The 22,860-nt window shown below is 61.4% G+C and carries 16 protein-coding genes; 6 read left to right on the top strand and 10 right to left on the bottom strand.

Going from position 1 to position 22,860, the window contains the following annotated elements:
* Positions 1-116 precede the first annotated feature (116 nt).
* Positions 117-695, bottom strand: coding sequence for a CGNR zinc finger domain-containing protein (locus tag ACIHA7_RS32235; RefSeq protein ID WP_397294776.1), 579 nt, complete (start codon positions 693-695; stop codon positions 117-119).
* Positions 696-981: 286 nt separating this feature from the next.
* On the opposite strand from ACIHA7_RS32235, the gene ACIHA7_RS32230 reads away from it, so the two are divergent.
* Positions 982-1,713, top strand: coding sequence for a TetR/AcrR family transcriptional regulator (locus ACIHA7_RS32230; protein WP_397294775.1), 732 nt, complete (start codon positions 982-984; stop codon positions 1,711-1,713).
* A 405-nt stretch (positions 1,714-2,118) separates the two neighbouring features.
* Here the strand turns inward: ACIHA7_RS32230 and ACIHA7_RS32225 are convergent, their stop codons facing one another.
* Entirely contained in the window at positions 2,119-2,493 is a 375-nt protein-coding gene (locus ACIHA7_RS32225; protein ID WP_397294773.1) for a hypothetical protein, read from the bottom strand.
* Positions 2,494-3,417: 924 nt separating this feature from the next.
* Between ACIHA7_RS32225 and ACIHA7_RS32220 the strand changes: the two genes are divergently transcribed.
* The 3 genes from ACIHA7_RS32220 to ACIHA7_RS32210 all read left to right on the top strand — a co-directional run bounded on the left by ACIHA7_RS32220 (position 3,418) and on the right by ACIHA7_RS32210 (position 7,360).
* Positions 3,418-4,419, top strand: coding sequence for a helix-turn-helix domain-containing protein (locus ACIHA7_RS32220; RefSeq protein ID WP_397294771.1), 1,002 nt, complete (start codon positions 3,418-3,420; stop codon positions 4,417-4,419).
* A gap of 472 nt (positions 4,420-4,891) precedes the next feature.
* Complete coding sequence (locus ACIHA7_RS32215) at positions 4,892-5,944, top strand: polyprenyl synthetase family protein (RefSeq protein WP_397294770.1); 1,053 nt, start codon at positions 4,892-4,894, stop codon at positions 5,942-5,944.
* Positions 5,945-6,103: 159 nt separating this feature from the next.
* Positions 6,104-7,360: a terpene synthase family protein gene (locus tag ACIHA7_RS32210; protein WP_397294769.1), complete on the top strand. Its 1,257-nt coding sequence runs from the start codon at positions 6,104-6,106 to the stop codon at positions 7,358-7,360.
* Positions 7,361-7,433: 73 nt separating this feature from the next.
* On the opposite strand, the gene ACIHA7_RS32205 is transcribed toward ACIHA7_RS32210, so the two are convergent.
* The gene (locus tag ACIHA7_RS32205; RefSeq protein ID WP_397294768.1) at positions 7,434-8,672 is read right to left on the bottom strand and encodes a helix-turn-helix domain-containing protein; all 1,239 of its coding nucleotides are present in this window, start codon (positions 8,670-8,672) and stop codon (positions 7,434-7,436) included.
* Positions 8,673-10,698: 2,026 nt separating this feature from the next.
* Here ACIHA7_RS32205 and ACIHA7_RS32200 point away from each other — a divergent pair.
* Positions 10,699-11,628 (top strand): SAM-dependent methyltransferase, encoded by a 930-nt coding sequence (locus tag ACIHA7_RS32200; RefSeq protein WP_397294767.1) that lies wholly within the window; start codon positions 10,699-10,701, stop codon positions 11,626-11,628.
* Positions 11,628-12,470, top strand: a complete 843-nt coding sequence (locus ACIHA7_RS32195) for a terpene synthase family protein (protein ID WP_397294766.1) — start codon at positions 11,628-11,630, stop codon at positions 12,468-12,470. The genes ACIHA7_RS32200 and ACIHA7_RS32195 overlap by 1 nt, the downstream gene beginning before the upstream one ends.
* Positions 12,471-12,952: 482 nt before the next feature.
* Here ACIHA7_RS32195 and ACIHA7_RS32190 read toward each other — a convergent pair whose 3' ends face one another.
* The 7 genes from ACIHA7_RS32190 to ACIHA7_RS32160 form a co-directional block, all read right to left on the bottom strand.
* Complete coding sequence (locus ACIHA7_RS32190) at positions 12,953-14,128, bottom strand: hydroxymethylglutaryl-CoA synthase (protein ID WP_397294764.1); 1,176 nt, start codon at positions 14,126-14,128, stop codon at positions 12,953-12,955.
* Positions 14,129-14,145: 17 nt separating this feature from the next.
* Positions 14,146-15,201: a hydroxymethylglutaryl-CoA reductase gene (locus ACIHA7_RS32185; protein ID WP_397294762.1), complete on the bottom strand. Its 1,056-nt coding sequence runs from the start codon at positions 15,199-15,201 to the stop codon at positions 14,146-14,148.
* Positions 15,198-16,280 (bottom strand): type 2 isopentenyl-diphosphate Delta-isomerase, encoded by a 1,083-nt coding sequence (gene fni / locus ACIHA7_RS32180; protein WP_397294761.1) that lies wholly within the window; start codon positions 16,278-16,280, stop codon positions 15,198-15,200. Before fni ends, ACIHA7_RS32185 begins: the two co-directional genes overlap by 4 nt.
* Positions 16,267-17,373 (bottom strand): phosphomevalonate kinase, encoded by a 1,107-nt coding sequence (locus tag ACIHA7_RS32175; protein ID WP_397294759.1) that lies wholly within the window; start codon positions 17,371-17,373, stop codon positions 16,267-16,269. The genes fni and ACIHA7_RS32175 overlap by 14 nt, the downstream gene beginning before the upstream one ends.
* On the bottom strand, positions 17,370-18,359 hold the full coding sequence (gene mvaD / locus ACIHA7_RS32170) for a diphosphomevalonate decarboxylase (protein ID WP_397294757.1): 990 nt from the start codon (positions 18,357-18,359) through the stop codon (positions 17,370-17,372). The genes ACIHA7_RS32175 and mvaD overlap by 4 nt, the downstream gene beginning before the upstream one ends.
* 118 nt (positions 18,360-18,477) lie before the next feature.
* The gene (gene mvk / locus ACIHA7_RS32165; protein WP_397294756.1) at positions 18,478-19,467 is read right to left on the bottom strand and encodes a mevalonate kinase; all 990 of its coding nucleotides are present in this window, start codon (positions 19,465-19,467) and stop codon (positions 18,478-18,480) included.
* Positions 19,468-19,943: 476 nt separating this feature from the next.
* Positions 19,944-20,987 carry a hypothetical protein gene (locus ACIHA7_RS32160; protein WP_397294754.1) on the bottom strand — a complete coding sequence of 348 codons (1,044 nt, stop codon included), beginning with the start codon at positions 20,985-20,987 and terminating at the stop codon, positions 19,944-19,946.
* Positions 20,988-22,860 lie beyond the last annotated feature (1,873 nt).

Genomic DNA, 22,860 nt, shown 5'->3' with positions numbered 1-22,860 from the left:
CGCATGTGGCGATTCCGCCGTCGAGGGCGCTCGCTGTCGTAGGTGTCGACGACAATCCGCGTTGGGCTCCCGCGCCTGTTGGGCGCCACCGGGGGTGTGGGCCACGCGGGCCTGTGTCACCGTTGCTGTGGTCGCAACTCATGCGGAACCAGGGCTTCGTGGCTGCGCGCCGCGCGCCGTCGGTAATAGTAGGCTGCTGCGGCGACTCGATCGTTGCAGGCGTCCTTGCAGTACTTTCGCGTTCCCGGTCTCGTGCGATCCACGAACACGCACCGACACGGCGCGGCGGCACAGACACCGAGCCGAGTCGTCCCGTGGGCGATCAGATGTTCGGCAAGTGCGCCAACCAATCTGGCCGCCAATTCGGAGAAACCCGATTCGTTTGTGCCCCAGCCTATTGCCAGTCCCCGGTGGGGAGAAGCGTGCAATTGTGGCACGACCTCGATCTCGCGCAGCAAGGTGTTCATGCGGTGTGCTGCATCCGCTACCTCCGCCGTGTCGAAGATGGCGCGCAGTTGCTGGCGTAGCCAGCGCAACCGTGGCAGGTCGGAGTCATGCAGTTGCCCCGCTAGTCGAACTCGACCTGTGCCGCGCAACATCACCCGGAAGTGCTCGACGCTGTCGAGTCGGTCGACAGGCATCGCGCGGATATCGAGTGTATTGATCAACTCCACCGCCAGGTCCAGATCGTCCACACCGCTCACTTCCTGCGCAGGCGCGCACCATCGCCGTACTCGTGTGGTACAGCGAGTAGGACGACGCACGCGAACATTGGGGCAAGCCGAACTCGCTGTGCCACAGCAAGTCCCATGCCTGGAGGCCAAAGTGGGAAACATCAATGTCTCTGACTATTTATAGCAATCGACCAACGATCTTGATGAGAATTCGTGAAGTTGTCCGATGGACCACACTGTTGCCACGGCCGCCGTGACCGACAGCCGCTCACCTGCGGGCACAGCGCGGGGTGGATACGGTAGACCGGTGAGCGATGTGCACAGTGACTGCTCCTCCGGTGTGCTGCCGAAGGGACCGCACAGACTGGGACGCGATGCCGTGGAGGAGTCGCAACGGACGCGCATGTTCGATGCGATCATCGCGATAGTTGCCGAGAAGGGCTATCGCGCGACGACGGTCGCTGATGTGATCGGCTCGGCGAAGGTTTCGCGCCGCACCTTCTACGAGCACTTCGCCGACAAGGACGCATGTTTCTCCGCCGCGTTTTCCTCAGGTATGAACGAACTGCTTGTCGAGGTCGTCACGGCGACGGCGGCTGGCGGCGACCGAGATCAGCGAATCGAAGGCGGGCACCGGGCACTGTGCGTTGCCCTCGCCAAAAGACCCGCCCTCGCCACGGTATTTCTCGTCTGCGCCCCCCAGGCCGGCGCAGACGTACGGGCGAAGTACGAAAGATATCTCGCCGGAACCGTTTCCCTGCTGCGGCAGTTGGTGAGTGAAGGGCGGAAGAAGCATCCCGAATTGCCGCCGGAGCTGTCCGAACACGCTGCACGAGCAATCGTCGGTGCGGTGGTCAGCCTGCTGACGAGCCACCTGCTCACCCATGGCGCCGATCGACTGCCCGACCTTGTCCCGACCTTACTCGCAGTCGTACACGCGCTGTTGCTGGCTGACGTGCCACCGCCGAGCATGCAGGCGAGCGATTCGTCCACAGGGCCGTCGGCTTGGGCGACATCGGCACGGCGATGTCGCGATTGAGCGCGGTACGAGCGGCTGTCGGGGCGTGCGTCGACGCCCCGTCGCATCTATCGCTGGTCCCTCCGTTCTGCGTGTCCTGCCACTCGGCAATGCAGTTTGAAATAGCACCGCGTACAACATCTTTCGGACCAGTGGATCGGGATCTGCTGCATGTCCATAGCATCGATGCCGGGCCATGCAGCAGAATACCTATACCGGGACACCCTGCCAGGGGCGTTCTCGGTCGGGCGAATCGCCGGGTGGGGTTCGGCGATGCGACCGACCTAGACCGTACGGCGGGCCCGAGCCGGGCAGTTGGCTGTGAGTGCACTGACATTGATCCACAGTGCACAGCACGAAGCGATGAGTTCCGGCCTGCTGACGTGCTGTCTCTCTGCGGCCGATATGTAGGAACGCCGATATCTCTCACTGCCTTTCAATGTCGGTCGCAGACTTAGCATGCGACGCGAGTTCTACAGCCGGCCCGGCGACGGCCCGATCTGCCGACGATCCCCGAGTTGACGTCCGCTGGCCGAACCTTCGAGTTGTTGAGTAGGCTTCATCCGCGGTGGCTGCGCCCTGGCGCTTGGACTCGCGTTTCTCGTCGGCACCACGCACAGAGTCGTGGTCGCCAGCGGTCCACATCGAGGAGGCCCGTCTCGAGATCGAGCATTCCTGCAGCTTCGACGCGATGTAGGTGGTGGGAAAGGATCCAGGAGCGATGCTGTTCGGTTCGATCGCATCGATGGACAACCGCCTGCACTGCCTCTCCGGCACCGCGCGAATCTGCTGGTTCGACATCCCGCAGATGTTCTTTGCCTCTTTCGCAGCCCATCTCCGCTGCTCCCAGTAGTTCGTCGTAGCCCGCGCCGAGTGCCCCGACGATCACGTTGTCCACCGGTGGCGCGCCGCTGTCGGCAGCCACGGAATGCGGCGACCCTCTGTGTGGCTCGGCCGAAGCAGTGGTTCCTGCTACGAGCGATGAAACGATCAAGGTAACGAGAGGAACCGCCCACCACCCCGCCGTGGCCGCCCATCGGACCGACATCGCGTCTCGTCCCCGCTGCTGGATAACGTCAAGTACCACAAAGGAACACACGACCGAGCGCATATAGCGGGCACTGACGCTATCAGCGCCTCCGAGTGCGCCCGTCAGACACACCGCTATACCGCTTTCTGCGAAATGACCGCACCCACGGTGAAAGGTGAGCTCATCCGTCGAATAGATAGCAATAACTCCTGGCGGAACTGCTCGGAAACATGAGCTTTTTACGATCGGCCGATCAAATCCTACAACGAGCAGACGCTGGTGTTACTACCGTAACCGGCGTGAAAGGCCCTATTAGGTGTAACGGCAAGTTCCGCGCACCGCTCTGGTGAATCGACGTTTGTGGCCACAGTACCGCCGAGAGTCAGCAGTGCCGCGGCTGGCATCGCTGGCGCGTCATGCGGAATCAGCAGGCGCGCCGGGGAGTTCAGGTCGCCGGGTCGATCGGCATAAACGTCTACCGAGGCTGCGTTGTGGTTGCTCGAGCTCCGTCGGTTTGAGATGTGCGCAGGCCACGAAGACTGAGTTGGGTTTGCCGAGGCGGACCAGGCTATCCAGTCACCCTCGGTATGCGGCGAGTAGCTCTTGCCCGGTCGCTGCGTGTACTAATATAGCTTTGCACGTTCTCGTTAGCTCATTAAACGTGTGGACTGGTGGATCGAGGGACGGTAAAGATGGTGAGGGTTCTCGATACTTCGAAAGTTGAACCAGGAAATCGTACGGATCTGGTTGTCGCTGCCATTCAACAGATGAGTGCTCCGTCCGACATCGTTATGGTCGATCGGGAAGCTGAGGTGTCGGGTCTGATCGACGTCTGGAAGATTGGAAGCGTGGAGCTCGGCCAGATCTGTACCGGGGGATACAATGTTTCCCGAGGTGCGAGGCGAATAAGAGTCAACCCGGCACCGAATCTGATGTTATTCGTCTCGCCTAGCAGTAGTATACGTTGGTCGCAGTATGACGACATTGATGAAATCGTTCCAGGGCGGGTGTACGTGGCCGACCTGAATCGGCCACTTCGAGCCGACTGGCAAGGCGGGAAGGTGCTGACACTGCAGGTACCACTGGACAGTATAAAAATGTCGTCGGTATCTATTCGCCGGGCCGCACGTCGGTTGCCGGTCAGCCCATTGCAGAAGATTATCGCACGCCACATCGCTGTTGTGGCGTCCGAAGCTGACCTTCTCGAAACCGATCCGTCCTCCAGTTATATGGGCGATGCTCTGGTCGAAATGGTCCATGCGATGATTATTTCTGACGCCTCGCGCAACTGTGACGGCGCCGCATTGCCGTCCGACATCTTGATAGCACAGGTCCGAGATTATATTCGCCTGAATATTGCAGATCCTGATCTCGGGCCAGCCGGCATCGCATCAGCTCATCACATATCGGTGCGCTATCTTTATAAACTATGCGCTGAGGCGAACTTCAGTCTGGAACAATGCATCATCGACGAGCGGCTGCGAATTGCGCGTCGTAAACTCGCGGATCGGGCGCAGCAGTACAGGACGATAGCATTTATCGCTCATGAAATTGGCTTCAAGAGTGCTTCGCATTTTTCTCGCCGCTTTCGCGCTGCTGTCGGTATGACTCCGCGGGAATGGCGGCAGCGGGCACTGTGGGAATCGCCGATGCATTCGCGGGCAGCGATGGATCATCAACCGTCCTCGTTCGGATAGCGTACGTAATCTCTGGCAAATCGTTCCGAAATTGTCCTCTTTTGTGCGGACTGAAGTGGTGCCAGACGACCGTTGCGCGTCGGTCGTCCGGATAGCTGTCGACTGAGTTCGTGCATCCAGCTCGGTGCCGCGCCAACCGCAATACCTGTACTGCAACCGTCCTGAGCATATAAATCCGAGCCTGTGCCGGCAGAACGCATTACGCGCTCCGTGTCGGACTGGTTACGAGTCCAGCCAGAATAGGAGATGCCCGTCGGCGTCGGAGCGCAGCAGATGGCGCCGGTATGTGGGATCAGCCAACAACGGGTGGGGTATAGAGCGCAACAGTAGTTGGCGCCGATCGACTACCGAGTTGCAACCCCATCTTATTTTGCACTTTCCGTAATGCCGCAGGGTCAGAATCAGTACGGGCACAGCGCAGAGGCGGCCCCGGCCCCGTGCGGCGGCCCTCGGTATCTGACAAGGAGCGCACATGTCGATCGACGGACAGGTATCTCCACCGAACGTCGAGCGACGGGACGTCATGTCCCGGATTTTGTTGCGTACCAGGCGACGTTGTCTACCGAGGCTCGAACGTGCACTGGGCCGGTTGCCTGAGCCGCTGCGGTTGATGGCGGAATACCACTTCGGCTACCGGGATTCGCATGGCGTGCCTGCTGCGTGTGACGGCGGGAAGATGTTTCGAGGGGCGCTTGTGCTGGCCAGCGCGGCAGCGTTCGAGGCGGCGCCGATGGCTGAGGACTGTGCGGTGGCGGTGGAGCTGGTACACAACTTTACGTTGATACACGACGACATCCTCGACGGGGACGCGGAACGACGGGGACGGCCTGCAGTGTGGACTATCTGGGGCGAGTCCGCCGCCCTTCTACTCGGTGACGCCCTTCATGCCCTTGCTATAGAGGTCCTTACCGAATCGCGTCCGCCAGCTGCTGAGCGTCGGATCTCCGATGCGGTCCGTCGGATTGAGGCAGCCGTTATAGAAATGTGCCGTGGCCAATATGAAGACTGTGATTTCGTTGATCGCCACAGGGTGACGATTGACGAATACATTGTCATGGCTACGGGTAAGACCGGCGCCCTGGCCGGCTGCGCCTGCGCCCTGGGTGCTCTCGCGGCGAATGCTGACGACGAAACCGTTGCGGCGCTAGACGATTTCGGGCGTCAAGTGGGCGTGGCGTTTCAGTTGAACGACGACCTGATCGGCATCTGGGGGGATCCGGCGCAAGCAGGAAAGCCGGCGAGCGATATCGCCGAGGGTCGCATGACGATGCCGGTCGTCGCTGCCATGGCGTCGGGTACCGGACCGGGGGACGACCTGGCGGCGCTGTACAAGCCTGTATCCCCACGCCATTCGAGCCCCGACGGCATGATGCAGATCATCGGCCTGATTGAGGCCGCAGGTGGGCGAGAGACAACGAGTCGCCGAGCCGAGCAATGGATGAATTCCGCGATCGCAGAACTACCTAACGGATCATTCGGCGAGCTCATTGCACTCGCGCGATTGGCGGTCAAACGGGATCGGTAGGTCGTACTCAGCGGTGTCCTGGCGGTGAAAGGGGTTGTCATGACGTCCTACCACGACGGCACGGCCGAGGAAACAGTTGTCGAGAATGGTACGCGCTAGCGCAGCCTCTGCATCACAACGGCACCGAGTTTGCAGCAGCATCGCTCGTGGAAACGACATATGGAGGAAGTCTTGAGCTCTTCATCTGCTTGGAATGCTACGGCTTGGAGTTTCTCGGGCGCTCCGGCCGGGCTTGGTATGTCCGATGCACGCCTCGCCCGAGGCCTCCCTGCGGGCGTCACAGATAGCGCGATTGCCGGTGTGCGCGATACGGCATCCCGTCTACGGCCTGAAGGCGCGCAGGAACCACTGGACATACCGCCGATCTGGTGCCCACTACCGCTTCATTCCAGCGACGGTGGAGTGGATTTCCAACGTCGCTCGGAGGAGTTCTTTCGGCGATTGGGGTTCGATGACGATGCCCTGCGGTTGGCGCACGACATGTGCACAGGTGAGCTGGCGCGCATGTGGGCACCGCGAGGGGGCACCGAGGGCGTCCAGCTGTTGAGTGATTGGCTGATGTGGGCACTGTTGTTCGATGACCACTATTGTGACGAAGGCCCGATCAGCCGGGACGCAACAGCATTCAATCATCTGGCTGTAAACCTTATGGGCTACAGCATGTACCCCCAGCGTGAGCCCCTCGGCGTCGATGATTTCGACGCTTTTGCCGCGAGCTTGTCGGACATAATGACGCGGCTTCGTCAGCAAACGAATGCGGAACAAACGATGCTGTGCGCCCTCGCGTACTACGGGTGGGGGCTCGGTGCCTCCTGCGGCGTGTCCGACCGGTCCGGCCAGTATCTGCGCAGCGTAGACGAGCACCTGGTGGCACGCCCCCATGACGGGGGGTTTCTGCACTCGATCTACCACATCGAGGCTGCCGAAGGCTCATGGTTGGACACCGAGACACGGATTCGTCCCGAGGTTCAGGCCGCGACCGCCGCGGCCGGAGTCTTGTTGACGGTGCCGACCGATGTCGCATCGTTCGCCAGGGAGCGCGACCAACGCAGCCTGGAGTCGAACATGGTCGAAGTCATCGCAGGACAGAATCGTTGCTCTCGGCAGGAGGCGCTGCACCTGACGTGTGCTCTTCTGGAAGAGGTCATGGAGTTGTTCATCACCTTGAAGGGAAAGTTGTCCGCCGAAGGCACTCTTGATCTGAACCGCTATCTCGACCAGCTGTCGAATATGATCAGCGGGACCATCGAATGGCAGCGTCGTCTTCCGCGATACGCCAACAATATGAATGACGCGGGGGAATCGGAGTCGTCAGGGTGCCTGCGAGAGCAACCTATCCACGACGTGTCGATGCGCCGGATTTATGATCGGGTCGATCCGCCGTCAGCTATCAGCTGGTGGTGGGACTTCATCTGAGCGTGAGGTCACTCGCGACAACTCGTAGGCAATGATCACGTGCGTTCGTGGTCGGCGATCGTAGTCCACACTTTCAAGACGGTGGGAGGGATGTTGGATTTCCGGCCAACTCCACCAGTTGATCAAGCTCGGCACGGAGTAGGTGATTGTCACGTTGGGCTACGTATCTTAGGCAGCGGTGGGCCTCCACGTTGTAATGCACTTCTTCGGGGGATGCCGTCGCCGCCTTCATCAGCGCGAGTGTCGCGGCAGTCGTATCGGAGTGCATCACATATGCCCGTGCTTGGCACAGGAGGTAGGTCGCGCGGCGGTCGAGCGTGTGCTCGGCCACGGGGTCGACTTTCGGCGCTAGTTGCACTGCTCGAGCAGAATTGAGCTGCACGAGAGCGGTCTCGATCTCGGTGACTGAGACTTCGAAGGGGCCGAAGGCGATGCCCTGTACACAATGTTCGGCCCCGAGTTCGTCGGCCACGCGCCGGGCAGTCTCGACCAGTTGGACGCTTTCGCCGAAATCTGCTGCGACCGCGGCCGCGTGCGCTGCCATTAGATAAAGGGCACCCGACAATGCGGCGGCTTCGACGGTAGTGGCCGTGAGGTCGATGATTCGCCGCACCGCAGCGAGCGCACAATCATGGCTGGCCACGGGATTCTTCGTGTGTAGCAGCTGAGCGGCCAGGTGCCATGCGCTCGCCGCTACGAGTAGCGGCAGCCGAGTGTGGGCCGCTGTGCTCAGTGCTCGGTCGGCGACCGTACCGGCGAGTGTGTGCTCGCCACGGGCAGCCAGCATGCTGCGGGTGAGGAGGTAGATGTCGCACAGCAGCTTCGCCGTCTCGGTGTCGTGGCGTAGCCATCGTGCCCAGCGGGCGCAGTCGATCACCGCCGGTAGTTCGCTGGCAAGTCGCGAGTATCGCTGCCGTGAGGACGTCCAGATTTGTTGGCATTCATCGATATCCGATCTGAGCGTGGCCGGGTCGAGGTGATCCACCGTCCGGTCGTTCGGGTGACCGAGGGCCGGATGTTGCAGAAGGACTTGGCGTAACGGGTGAAGATCGTCCATGCCTGGCTGAGACGGCATCGGGTCGGCTGCCGGCCAGTCGATGAGCTCGGTTGGATCGTCGACACGGAGTACCTCGGCCAGCCGGGTCAAAGCCTCGATGTTGTTGAGTGGACGTTGTCCTGACTCGATCAGTCGCAGCCACTCCTCACTTCGGCCCACAAGATTGGCTACAACCCGTCGAGGAAGGCCTCGCTGCCTGCGTCGGATCTGGAGGCGTTGTCCCACGGTAAGGGGGGTGGACGTCGACGTATGCATTATGGACTCTCATGGCTGGTGAATAGCGGCTGAGGTCGTGCGGAAAAGGTGGACTTTCGGAGGTGGAGTTGAGGACGAAACGCGTATGCATATCTGCGTGTCGCTCGAACAATGCTTCCGGTCGCTCATCAGACCCCGCCATACCCATGTGGCTCGTGCCGAGCAGCGAAACGCTTTGCGCGTGAGGCTGTTCGGGCGTGGCAGCCGCGTTGCTGATGGATGAACGATCAGCATAGCGTTCGGGATGCGGATTAGCTGTCCTCAGTGTGCACGCGGTTGTCCCCACAGTGAACAAGTACGTCGAATGCGTTGGCGAACAAAGGAATTGGAGGCAAGACGCCGTGTCAGTACTGGCCCGCGGTGGATGACGGCGAATGTGTGTTCATCTCGGAGGAGATGCGAGGTCTAGTCATCCATGATAGGGGAGGCGGTAGGCACGTCTCAGGGGTACCAACCACCCGGTGTCAAATCGAATGAGGATGCGCGCACGGTGTGAAACATGCTCCGGGGCAACATCTTACGTTTCGGATTTGAGCAGTCGCCGGAGAGAAGCTCTGACGTGGGGAGGCTTGAAGGGCGAAAAGTACTCTGGTATGCGGAAGTTCAGCCTTGCTGAGGGTCAACATGCGGGGATCGGAGCGCCTTCCTCATCGTGCGAGGCCACGTCGTGATTTCCGTGGCTGACAGTTGATGGGCAAGGTATGGCCTTGTGGCTCAAGGCCGGGGGCGGTCGCGCGGCCGCGCATGCGCACCAGACCGGTTGGGTCAACAGTTGTCGGCGGCGGTTGCGCCGTGCCGCAAACCCCAGCCCGTTTTACGATCCCGGCAAGGCGGTTTTGGATCTGGCGGTAGCGGTCCCGATCGGGGGTGATTGCACCGCAGGCATCTTGCTCCAGCGTTGCCAGTCCGGTGCTTTCGGTTCGGTGGTATCAAATTCGACCATGTCCCAACTGATCTCGGTGCCGGCCATACATGCGTCGAAAGTGTTGTCCGCCAATGCTCCGCGCATGCAGCCGCGGCGGCGACGGCTTGAGGCACGATGGGTACGACGCGCCTGATCCCGGTGTCGACGTCGAGTGCCCATTGGTCATCCATCTGGATGCGAGCCTGCTCGAAGCGCATTCGGAAAGAGGAGAAATCAGCCTGACATTCAAATGGGGTGCGGAGTCTACCTTCGCAGGCCCCGGCACCGGGAACCGCCGTCGATATTGCTGCGGCCCTGGGAATTCCGGGGCGATCACCGCCCCGACCACAAACGAATGCTGACCGCAGCCTCGAGGAGCAGCCTTGCTGCCGACTTCCGGGGCGGGCGGAAAGTGCTGGCTCGCACCGGCGCTGACGGCGGCGCCTGCGACTTCGTCGCCTACTGCCATCAGCGGCGACCACAGTATTCGCCGGATTTTGCCCTCACTGACACCTTGTGGCCGCGATAAATTAAGTGCCGCAACATATGTGGGGGTCCCGCCTATGATGCCGACGGTCAGGGCGCAGTTCGCTGAGATCGCCGATAAGGTCGAACTGACGGCTGGCCCGAAGGCATCCGGTTGATCGTCCGGAAGGAGCGCCCGCGCCCGAGTGTGCAGTTGCGGTTCGCCGATGTCGATGGTTCGGGCTCGAGAAACCGGCAGCGACCCCGGGGATCGGGGCGCCACCCGATTTTGCCCTCATCCTGTCACCAACAGCGAAGCTACAACAGAACCGCTCACGCCGGTCCGCAGGCCCCACGGGAGATCGAGGTTCAGGTCGGGATTTTCCGTGGAAGTGACCTCGAGGGTCGGCGGTGACTACTGCAGAGTTGAGAGTTGCACGGTCACTGCCGACACGGTCAGTACGGGTGAGCGCTGGAGGCGGCGGAGGATGCACAACTGCAATTGCGTCACGTCGCCAGTGTTCTTGTCCGATTTTGCCAACAAATTTTGTCGCTAGTTTCTTTTAGGATGGGGTACCCTGAAAGTGCGGTGAGTATGAGCTAGAATAGACGCATCTATTTTTCGGTAACATCTTTTGGAATGCTGGTCTGATCCGAATGTCAACCTTGAATACCGTTCGGCAGGTAGATATGTGTCACTATTCGAGAAAATTGGAGAGTTCATCCTCGCGCGACAGCGCGGTGGCGAGAGCTTCGGGCGCAGAGGTTATCGACTATTACGAGGCCAAGACTGCAGCGATAATCCAGAAATATGGCCCCGGTCCCAGAGTCCACTTTCATGTCGGTTATTTCGATCCGCCTAGTTCGCCAGAGCCGGCTATGGGATCTTCGGAGCTCCAAAGCTGCCTCGTAGCAGCCCAGGAACGCCTAATTGCGGTAGCTGTAGATCGGTGGGCGGAGCTCACTGAACTCGGACCCAGAGTGCTCGATGCCGGTTGCGGTCTGGGTGGTGCGAGTCTCTGGTGGGCGGAGAAACTAGGCTGTCAGGTGACTGCACTGACCTGCGTGGCCGAGCACGCCCGACTGATCAGCCAGTGGGCCCAACACTCGGAATTGGCCGCTGTGCGCGCGGTCGTCGACGACGTGCATGATTTTGTCGACCCACATCCATACGACATCGCGATGGCCTGGGAAGCTGCCTGCTACTTTGACCGGGCCCGGTGGTTCACCGGACTACGCAAGTTATTGAAGCCTTCCGGCTGGGTCCTGATCGAAGACGTTTTCGTGGACGACTCGAGCTGGAAGTCTGATTTCGACAAATACTGGCGGACCGATGTCGGATCGGTACGCGACTACGAACTGGCGGCATCGGGGGCGGGGTTCCAGCTCGTCGACAACGTCGACTTGACTTTCCCCACGAAGGCATTCTGGGAATGGGGCGCCGCTTGGACCGAGAGGCAAGAAGCCGTCTCGGGGAGTGATGCCGCTCGTCTCCGGGCTTCGATCGCCGCCCATCGGCGGATGCGTCTTGCCTGGGAGTGTGGAGGACTACAGATCCGCCTGCTGGCCTTCGAACGGATTGGATGATGATCCCGCTCGATAACGATGTGCTGGCCAGGCTCGAGAGTTGGGCTCGGGGCACGGACTTCGGCCACCATCACCTCACCGGCGGACTCACGATGGCCCACTATGTCTGTCACGGCGGCGAAGCCTATGGCCATCACGTCGACGGTTTGGGTGGTAGCCCGAACCACTTGTTCGCACTTGCCGCGGATCTGACGTTTCTCGTCTGGGTCAACGACCACATCGAGGCCTGCGGACCTACAAATGCCGCGGCGGGCAGTTCTGCGGTCACCCGGACTGGCCTCACCTTCGCTGATCATGTGGCCCGATTGTCCACAGCGCTCGGCGGTACCCGGTTCCCGGAGTGCGAGCGGGCCTGGTGGGACAGCACGCTTCACGACGCTTGCGTTGCTGACCACGCCGCCCTCGTGTACGGCCGAACATGGTCGTACTCCGAATATCTCGATAATGGCATCGACAGCATCAACATTCCGCATGTGATGGCGACAATCAGCTCGCTGTGGGGCTTCGGCATCGCTCGTCGGCGAGCGGACCCACTGGTTGCCGGCGTTATCCGCCATCTGGGGATCCAGCAACGGCTCTCCAATGACCTCGCGAGCATTACCAAGGAACGCCGCTCCGAAGACCCGGGCAATGCGGCCCTCCTCATGGAGCGCTACATGAGCCCGGTGCAGGCCGCTCAGTTTATCGCCGAGGAACAGCAGGGACATCACCGCATGCTGACCCGACTATTGAACGGGCTCTCCTCGTCTGATCCTCTTGCACGCGCAGCCATGGCCATAGCGGGGGGTCTGGAAGGTGCCCAACGCGACCTTCAGCGCTACAAGTCCGATTGTTCGCCGTAGCGGGGGAACAATCACCCTGAGAAGGGACTGCGGCCCCGGCTCGCACGGGTCAATCTCGCAACCCGGACACGATCCAGCTTGCCGCAGCACCTGACTAGGCCGCTGCGTGTGGATCGTCCTTTGTTCGATTCGTCGACCTCGGTCCGGTTGCGCCCGGAGGGTTCCAGCAGAGCGTGGAATCTCCGAATCACATCGTCGGGACGAGGATGCTTTACGGCGCTCCGTTCGACAGATCGGCCATGTGTGTACGCCGACCGCAGCATGGTTCGTATCGGTTGATCGACGTTCAGATCGGTTCGAGAGCTGGCGCCGTCGTCGATGTGGCCTCGCCCGCCCATTCCTTTCCTGTCCACTATTAGCCCTAAATCCAGGCCCTTGGCAGCCTGAAACCTGATACCCGTCGATCAATCGATCCGTGTCCAGTCGAAAAGGTGTCATCGCGATGCGGTACGGTGATTATGGTGTATTTCGATCTGGTCGGCTTATATTTTCTGATATCTGCGTTTATCGTTGACGATTTCAGTGAGCCGGTATGGTCCTGCGGTGTCCTGGTCGAAATAGCAATCGGCAATGCACGGGTTCGCGTGTTCGGTATGGACAGCGCGGTACCGGGGATAGCTGATGGGTGTGCGGGCTGCTATCTGGTGCTGGTTGTCAGCAGTGCGCAGGTGCTGCCGATAGCCGGGCCTGATGGTGCCGCTGAAACATTCGCTGACGCAGCCGGAGCCGTAACTGAAAAACGCTACGGCTCGCCCAGAGAGCTCCGATGAGTGGTCGAGAAGGGAGAGGAGGCTGAGGTAAAGTGAGGCCGTGTAGCTGTTGCCGATTGTCCGGTTATAGCGGGTGCCGGCGTCGACAACGGCGGCAATTCGGTCATTCGGCCATTCGATCCCGAGAGTCTCGAGAAGGTGTTTGTGTGCTTTGCGCGCCATGGCGGTGTAGGGCAGGTGATAGCAGAAGGCGCTGAACTCATCGAGTTGCCTACCACCGTTGTTGCGATAGTCGGCCCATGCCTGACTGGTGGCGGTGAGGTAGGTACGGACGGACAACTCGCCGTCGACGACAGCGGTACTTCGGTGGTTGGGCCGCCAGAAGTCCATGATGTCGTCGGAGTAGACCCCGGAGGGAGAATCCAATTGCAGAATAGCCGGATCGGCGGTCACGAGCATTGCGACCGCGGCGGCGCCCTGAGTGGGCTCGCCCGGGGAGTCGAGGTCGTAGCGGGCGATGTCGGCGGCGATGATGAGTACTTGGTCGGCGGGGTTGCGCGTGATGAGACCGATAGCGAATTGCAGTGCGGCAGTGGCGGCATAGCAGGCCTGTTTCAGCTCGACGATGCGCGTAGTGGAGGGCAGGTTCAGCAAAGGGTGCAGGTAGAGGGCCGCGGCCTTGGATTGGTCGACGGCGGTTTCGGTGGCGAGCAGAACCGTGCGGAGATTGTCGGTGCCGTGCAGTTGGAGGATCGGTGCGGCCGCCGCCGCGGCCATGGTTACGATGTCCTCGTCGGCGGCGGGGATGCTCATAGCGTCCTGTCCGAGGCCTAGGTGGTACTTGGCGGGGTCGACGCCGCGGTGGCGAGCGAGATCGTCGAGATCGAGCACGTAATGCGTTGTAGCGAAGGCGATGTCGTGGATACCGATGGATACGGCATTGATCATGGAGGGCTCCTTCAGTTCTATTTACCCGCTCGTTCGAGTCGGGTGTGCGCTCGTATGAGTTCACCGGGGTTGGTCTGCGCCGCTAACAGTGAAAGTTCGCCACAGGCGACGGCGGCGGCGGTGAGCACGGCCAGACGCCGGGCATTCTCACCGGCGGCACGTGGAGCCAGGCAGCCGAGCTGGGTCAGGTTCGCTTCGACGAAAGAGTGCTGCTTTCCATTGCCGATCGTCCCGACGATCAGGTTGGGCAGTGTGCAGGAGAAGTACAAGTCGCCGTCGCGGTCCTCTGCTCTGGTGATGCCCTGGGAGCCTTCGACGATGTTGGCGGCATCTTGGCCAGTGGCGAGGTAGACGGCGAGCAGCATGTTGGCGTAATGCGCGTTGGCCGAACGGATCCCGCCGGCGAGCAGGGTGCCGATGAGGTTCTTGCGCGTGTTGAGTGTGGCGATGCGGTCGGCGGTGGTGTGCAGGCGTTGTTCAATGACGCGCCTCGGGATGACAAGTTCGGTGACGACATTCTTGCCTCGGCCTAGTATGCCGTTGACGGCGGTGGCTTTCTTGTCTGTGCAGTAGTTTCCGGATATGGACTCGTAACGTAGCCCCGGTCTGGTCCGCAGAATATGTTCGGTCAACATCTGTGCGGCCAGGGTGGTCATGTTGTGGCCGGCGGCGTCCCCAGTGGAGAACTCGAACCGCAGATACAGCAGATTGCCTACGATCTGGTAATGCATGTCGAGCAGCCGGGCGTGGCGACTGCTCTGTCTGACGACGTTTTCCAATTGGGGCAGAGCAGATTTCAAATCGACCACGGTTCGGTGAACAGTGGCCGCGTCATCTGCCTCGAGCAGAATGGATCGCGTCATCCGATCGTCGATCACGGTGGCGACGATCCCGTATTCGGTATCGGTCGTGACCCGCGCACCCCGCCGCACCGATGGCCATAGTGGCGACTCATAGGTCGCTAGTGGAACCTCGATATCCTCTGTGCCGGTCTCGGTTGTGATCCGGATAGGTCCCACCCATTCCAGAGGTATTGCTGCGTGAGAGGTTCGACTCGTATGCGGATCCATCATGGTGCTGATCGCCCTTTCTGAGTTCGTTGCGCGTAGGTATCTGTCGCGATACCGCGTGCTTGGCAGAATTGGGCCAGTCCACCGGTGATCACCAGGTCACTGTGTGTCAGTGCTGCTGGTGTCGGCGCGCCGAGGACGGCCATGATCTGACCGAGTTGGACGGTCCAACCGTTGATCGTGGTGATCAGGCCGTCGACGTCCTCGTCGAGCAGCACGCGTAGGAACCGTCCGGCTACACCGCAGGCTGTCGCGCCGAGAGCGAGTGCCCGAGCGATATCCAACGGCGACCGGATGCCGCCGGTGGCGGTGATATCGATCCCCGAGACTCCGGTAGCATCGAGAAGGCATGCCGCAGTGGATTGCCCCCAGTGGCGGATGAACGAATAGTCCGTCAATGAACCGGGGCGGCGTTCGTTCTCGATACGTGCGAAGTTGGTGCCGCCGCGGCCACCGACATCCGCGGCCGCGACGCCACAGTCACGTAATCGCGAGATCGTTTGTCTGCTCAGCCCGAAGCCGACCTCTTTCACCATGACCGGGACATCGAGGTTCGAGGCGATGTGCTCGATGTGCCCCGGCCAGTGGGCGAAGTGGCGATCGCCTTCTGGCATCACGACCTCTTGAACGGCATTGACGTGAATTTGCAGTATGTTTGCCGATACGAGGTCGACTGCGCGCCGGGCTTGTTCGAGCGTGGCGTTGGCGTTGATATTAGCCATTACGATGCCGTCCGGGTTTTCGAGCCTGAGCACCCGAAAGGAATCGGCGACCGAGGCGTCTTTCAGATAGGCACTCATGGATCCGGATGCGATCGGTATGCCGGTTGCCCTGGCGGCGATGGCAAGGGCGCGATTGATTTGTCCGGTATGCTCACTTCCGCCGGTCATCGCGTTGATGAAAAATGGTGCGGGCGAGTCCATCCCAGCGACCGACACGCTAAGCGAAACGTCGATACAGTCGATCCCGGCCAAGGCGTGGTGGACGAAGCCTACGTCGTCGAACTCGTTGACCGCATCGGCTCGGCGCTGCTGATCTGCAGCAAGTTCGACATGCGCGTTCTTGCGATCAGCAATAGTCACGATTGCTCCCGACGGTAGGGCCGATCCGGAGGGGTAGCGGGTGGATGCCGCCGGCCACCCATCTGCAATACAGGTCGTCAGCGCGATACTCGGCGTTGCTGTCGAGAACGGCTATACCGCAGTCGCCGCCTCCCGCTCCCGCTGGTTTGGCGGCGGCGCCGACTGCGTCGGCAGCCGCGCACAAAGCGCCCAATTCCGACGTCATGATCCCAATCCCGGTGACTGCGTCCAGCTCAGCCAAAAGTTCCCGAGCACGGTGTATCGCCGCGCGAATGGCGTCCGAGTCGTCGGTGTCGATCGCATCGATCAGCGAGGCGACATTGGCGGCGCTGGCATCCAGAAATCGGCGAAACCGTTTGCTGTTTGCAAGACATGCGGGTCGTGCTGCCACCATCTCGCGGGTCGAGGCGGGCGAGCCGGTCCAGCCAACCAGCAACCTCACGCTGGTCGGTGGCGGCAGGTGGCGAATTGCGAGACCGGGCCATTCGCCGCCGAGCGCGGCTTCGACCCCTTGCTCTCGTCGGACCCTCGCGATGTATTGGCGGTTGGGAGCGCAGAAGGCGAGCCATCCACCCCAGACGCACGCGGCGAGGTCCGCGCTCGATGACTCGGGATCGACGGTGGCACTCGCCAGCACGGCGAGCTGATACCGTTCCAGGTCGGTAAGATTCAGTCCGTGGAACCGGCCGAGCGCGGTGATGGTTGCGACTGTGACAGCCGCACTCGATCCGAGCCCGTACTTGCGGCCGTCGTGGTGGGTCAGGGTGCTGGAGATCGTGAGATCCACTGCGGGTGTAGGAGCTCCGAGTTCGCTGAGGAGGTCGGTGACGACCGTAAGGGCGGCTAGGACGAACTCGACAGACCGTAGTTGCTGGATCGAGGTGCCATCGACGGTGAGCCCGCCATCGGTGCGTCGGCAGCGGATGGAATTCTTAGTGAGGTCAGAACGGACAGTGGTGTCGGGACCGCTCACCGCGCGGACTCGGACTTCGACCCAGCGGTCCACCGTAACCACCACCGCAGGCTGGCCCGGCTCCACGACCGCGTACTCTCCCGCGATCATGAGCTTGCCTGGCGCACGCGCGGCTATCATCGGTCGGCCCCGTTCGTGATGGTGGCGTCCGGGCCCGGCAGCGCGATCTGCACATGAAGGTTGTCGCTCGTTTCGCGCAGATACGCTGAGACCTGATCGGCGTCGTGGCGCGCACACAGCGCGACGATATTGGGGCCTGCGTCGGCGGTGGCGTACGCGGGAATTCCCAGTCGGCGCAGCTCGGCGATCCGGTCGATGATCGCGAAGGACTCGGGTGCCAGGAACCGGACCGCCGGGCGAGCCGCCCACATCGTGGCGTGCATCCCAAAGGCATTGTGCTCGGCAATTTCTCCGACTCGCGTGAGGTCACCCTCGGCGATCGCGATCCGCATACGGGCGAGATCGTCGGCGCAAGAGTGTAACCATGGCAGAAACAGTGGTGAGGTGGCAGCGGTGTGGCGCATCGCCTCCCGGCTCGGCATCGGTTTGGGACGTCGGTCGACGATCGCGATCACCATTGCCGGGTCGAGTGCAGAGGCATCGACCGGCTCCGCATACGAGCTTCGGTCGCCTACCGCACCCAGCCCGGACCCCGCATGCCATTGAGCGAAGCCGCCGAACACCGAGCGGGCTGCGGAGCCTGAGCCGCGGCGTGCCAACCGTGACAACTCCCGACGGTCCAGTTGCAGCCCGTATGCCTGCGCTGCGGCGACAGCCAGCGCGGCGAAACCGCTTGCCGAGGAGGCCAATCCGACGCCAGTCGGAACGCTATTGATCGTCTCCACGGAGGCGCAAGCGTCACTCCCAGTCAGGACACGCACAAGCGCGAGGAATTCTGTCACCCGTGCCGCCGCGGCGGCGGGAGCAGGGCAGCCGTTGATTCGCACGATGTCAGCTGATCGGGTGGGTGTGATCCGGACGGTTGTGGCGGTCGGGAAGATGTCCAGCGTCATCGATAAGCTCCCGTGAAGCGGCAGCACCATTGATTCGTCCCGCTTGCCCCAGTACTTGATCAACGCGATATTCGGGTGAGCGATCGCCGTCACCGCTGGAGGGCCGGATTGGCTCGGTGCCGGCTCGGTTCGCCCCGGGGTTGTCACGATCCTCCCCGAGCCCGTAGGAAAAGCAGCGGGAGTATCACTACTTCTACGACTGTCTCGCGCCTCATCGATCCTCATCGCCTCCTGCTTTGACGGTTGTGCGCCACGTGCGTATCGCGCCCGCTCCGAGCAAGGCCCGCTCCAGCTCGAGCACTCGGGCATCCGCGGTGATCGCCACGACGCTGCCGCCCAACCCGCCCCCGGTTAGTTTTGCTCCCGCAGCACCGGCGTCCAGTGCGGCGGCGACCAATCCGTCGAGCACGGGCAGGCCAACGCCCATCTTGTTGAGCACTTCGTGGCAGCTGGTCAGCTTTTCTCCGAGCGAATCCACGTCCCCTGCGCTGATGTCCGCAAGCGCCGATCGGGTGAGAGATTCGATGTGGGCCAGCAAACGGCCGGTGCTCCGCGGCTCCCGTTCGAATTTATCGCGCACCAGCGCAACTGCCTCGCGGGTACTCCCGACGATCCCGGAATCGGCGACCACCAATTCAAAGTCAGCTCCTATCGTGATCGGGCGATCGGCTCCACCCTCGAACCACAGCGGGGTTGATGCCATCACCGCACGGGCATCGACCCCGCTGGCACGTCCGTGCGCGTACAGCTCGCTGAGCTGAATGAGGTCGAACAGGGTCGGTTCGTCCAAGTCTTGACCGAAGGCATCCGCAACGGCCCGTAGCGCGGCACATGATCGGGCTGCGCTGGCACCCAGTCCGCGACCCAGCGGTATAGAGCTGGTGAAATGCACTGCTACACCGTTGCTTTCCTGCCCGAGCCGACGGAGGGCGGCCTCGATTGCGGCGCGCAGTCCCGGATCGTTTACGTACTCGGGACCGGCTGACTTGAAGCCATCCCGGCTGCAGTGCAGATCGCCGCCCATGTCATGGGGCTCTATCGTTTGTGCCGAGACGTCCGCCCGCTGGGCGTGAGCAATGACGGTCAGGACAGGCAGAGGTGCCGCTATGGCAGGCGCCCCATAGATTGCGGCGTGTTCACCGAGCAGAACTATTTTGGCATGAGCAGACCCTGTGCCCGAGAGTGTAGCGGCGGTACCCATTGCGCTTGCGCCCTCCTGCGGGAACCCAGATATTTCGAAATTTCAGGCTACGGAGGGAAAGTCGCTGCGATTCCAATTTCGATAGGGCCATTGTAATCCGAGGAAATTGGGCACAGTTTTCTTAGGCCGGGGGAGTGGGGACTCCCTCGCTGCCACTCGGGTTCACGGGGTTGGTAGCGGCTCAACGGTCCTAAGTGAGGCATCCGAGCCGCGTGACGTAGTCGAAAGCGACCCGAATAGAGTTCAACTTTCCGAAAGAAGGGCCAGCACCACCGGCTGGGTCGGTGCCCCGTTGACCGGGAATAACGCCGAGATGCATTGTGGGGATCGACAACCCCGACTCCGTTCGAGGCCGCCTGGACTCCCGTCTGATCGGTGCTTCTGGCTATCTGGGGCCGGGAGTGTTGGGGGCCACCCGATGCAGCGGACGCGGCACGCCGCAGCGAAGTCCAAAGAGTTGGGCGGTCGGCAGAAGGTTATGGGTGACTAAGGTAGCGTCGGGTGTCGTTGTCGACCCAATCCTGGTAGCCGCGCATCCAGTGCCGCATTCCGGCGATCAGCCCGCGTAGCCGCGGCCCGCAATGGTCTTCGGTCATGGTGGCTAGGTCCTGGAACTGTGTGATCTCGGCATGTACTCGACTGACGACCAAGTCGAGGCTCTGCTGCAAAGGCAATCCGTCTCGATGGTAGAGCAACACCAGATTGTAGGGCTGGCCTGGTTCGTGGGTCTCTTTGTGTGCACTGTGAACGTCGTTGCTCCAAGCGATAACATTGTTCGCGTGGAGTCGAAGCCGTTGTGTCACTGGGTGATTGAACTCTTCTGCGGTGATGGCCCCCGTTCCGGTAGCGTCGGTGAGATCTATCGACGGATAGGCGGCTCCGGTGTAGCGTCGGATGGTCTCATAGGACTCGACGGAGACTGGGGAACGGTTCTGGCGATCGAGGATGAGTAGCCCGGCTGCCATGGCCCACATTCGATTGCCGTTGGCAAAACGCTGGTAGTGCTCATCGGACAACCGAACTCGCAGTCGCGAGCACACATTATGCCAGGCGTATTCACCGAAGACTGGCTCAGTGCGGGGTCGGTGGTGATCGAGAACGTCGATAATTGCGGTCAGGTCGGATGTCGTGTGGTCGGTGAGGGTCTCGGATTGATCGATGAAGAGATCGTCAATGAGGAAAGTTGTCAGGAAGTAGTCTGCTGTGATCTGAAGGAATTCACGATCTGCGTTCGGATAGCTACGCGCGGCCAGCCATCCATATCGAGCTCGCTCAGCATGCGAGCGTGCAGCGGGGGTGGGGAACAGGTCGAACCGATCGCCGAAGGCGAGCATTTCCTGGTCCGCGTCCTCAGCGTCAGGATGACAGGCCGGTGGCCACGGAAAGACCAACTGGGGGATCCGCAATGGTTGTTGGTGGTCCGTTCCACCGGCGGTAGGTGTTTCGGGCGACAGTCGCGCTGCCGATGTTCCCAGGCCTGTCGGGCCGCCGAGTGTCGACTGTGGCCCGAGGGATGTCATGTTGGTCCTCCGACTCGCAGTTGCGCGCTAAAAGATTTGCTGCCATGGCAAGTTGATTAGGCACAGGATACCGTTGGCCAGCCTGCTGATCGCGCGGTTTTCCCCAACATCCGCCTGAATGTCGGGTGCTACCAGTGGATATCATTGCAGAGGTGGCGTCGTCGCTGGTTCGATCCTGTTCGCCGGTGTATCGATGTCCGTCGCCGAATGGTTGCCGATGTCGCTCTGCCGGGAGTTCAGCCTAGCCTCCAGCAGTTCAAGGGTCGGCCAGGAAACTGTCAGGGGGGAGCCCTTCGGCGGCTCGCAATTGGGCGGCGAGTAGTGCGAGTTCCTCAATATTTTTCGAGGAGAGTCCGGCGGCGAGGGTTGTAAGGCGCCGTACGCGTGCGTGATTGAATCCGCGGGCCTTGACCACGTCCCCGGGCTCGAGCGGTGCTCCATTACCTTCGAAGAGGTATTCAACGGAGACGGCAAAGAATTCTGCCAGAGCCTTTACCAGATCCGGCGATGGGTTGCAGCGTGCACAAGATCGCAGTTGAGATATATAGGGCATTGACGTGCTGCACCCTCTCGCGGAAAGTGCGGCAACAAGCTCTCGGTTGGTCAGGGGCCGGTTGGCTCGGTCGGCCCACGCGTCGAACAGGGCGTTGAGTCGAGTTCCGAAACCGCAATTACGTTCGATCACAGCAGCCTTTCCGGTCATCGCGAGTGCTATCCCGACTCTCGCTGGCCACGCCTCGGTGGCGGTCTTCGGTATGGGATAACACCAGAACGGACAGTGGAATTGATCGTCGGTCGATGAGCTCTGCCGTCGCTGGGCTAGCCAGCGGCAGTTTGGCTGGGAAGCCTCGGTGGGCATCGTGAATCCGATACGCCTCCAGGCCTGTGCGCCGTCGGAACAGGCAGGAGCGCAATGGGTTCGGTGACATCTTGCCGCACTGCAGACCCCCTTGTCTTTTGTGGAAGGTCCCGTGAAATTACCAACGGCCACGATTGGCTGGCAACCCGTCAGCGAACATTCGCCGTAGAGGGGCTTGCGGAATCGCCGATAACAAGTAGGCCGTTGCGGCATTGGCCGTGCTAGGTGAGGTGGGGGGTGGTAGCTAGCGACTTACCCTGTGATCAACGTCATGCGGTTTCGGGTTCTCGTACTTTCGCATGGACTAGTGCCGTCCGATCGAAGGCTGAGGCGGGTCGCGAACCCTTGGCGTCGTCGGTGTCTCTTGGTCGGCGGAACATCGAGTAACATGCTCGCTCCGATCGGTCTCAATGTGACGTCGGCGTTGAGGCCTGTTTGGACGCAGGTGCGTACAAGATCCTCCGGGCTGAGAATGCTTGCGGGCACGGCCCGCGCGGGTTGGCCGGCGCTCCGATTGTGCGTCGAACGTGACTATTTGATGCGTGTTCGAGAACGGATCCGGTTCAGCCCTCGACGTTGTGCCGACTACGCCAGGGCGGTTCGGCTCGGGTCCAGGTGTTCGACATTTTCAAGGCAGCTGTTGTGCGATCGGGGCTACGACCTTGGCTGGCCTCTCGGGCACGCGGCATATCGCCACCGTGTGCAGCGCTCGGCGCGGATGGTCTCTCCACTTGCAGGATCTTCTGCAACTTTTTGGCTATCGCACGTGATGGTCCTACCGCGTGCTCTAGCTGCGCTCGCGGAGGACGATGGGATGCATTTCCTATCGGCGATAATTGAGATAGCCAGTGTACCAAGCGATGTGGCTTCCTCTGGACGGTGTGCTCCTTGTTGGGCGTGGAGGCTCCCAGGAAACCATCGAATCAGCTGTCATTGCTAATAGGTTGCTGGTAGCGTTGATCTGTGGACATCGCTGGTACTGAATTACGCGCCGCCAGAAGCCGATACGAGACT

The sequence above is a fragment of the Nocardia sp. NPDC052316 genome, assembly GCF_044547795.1.
Classification (GTDB): domain Bacteria; phylum Actinomycetota; class Actinomycetes; order Mycobacteriales; family Mycobacteriaceae; genus Nocardia.
Note: the sequence above shows the minus strand (reverse complement) of the source record. Positions and strands in the feature narration are given on the sequence as shown.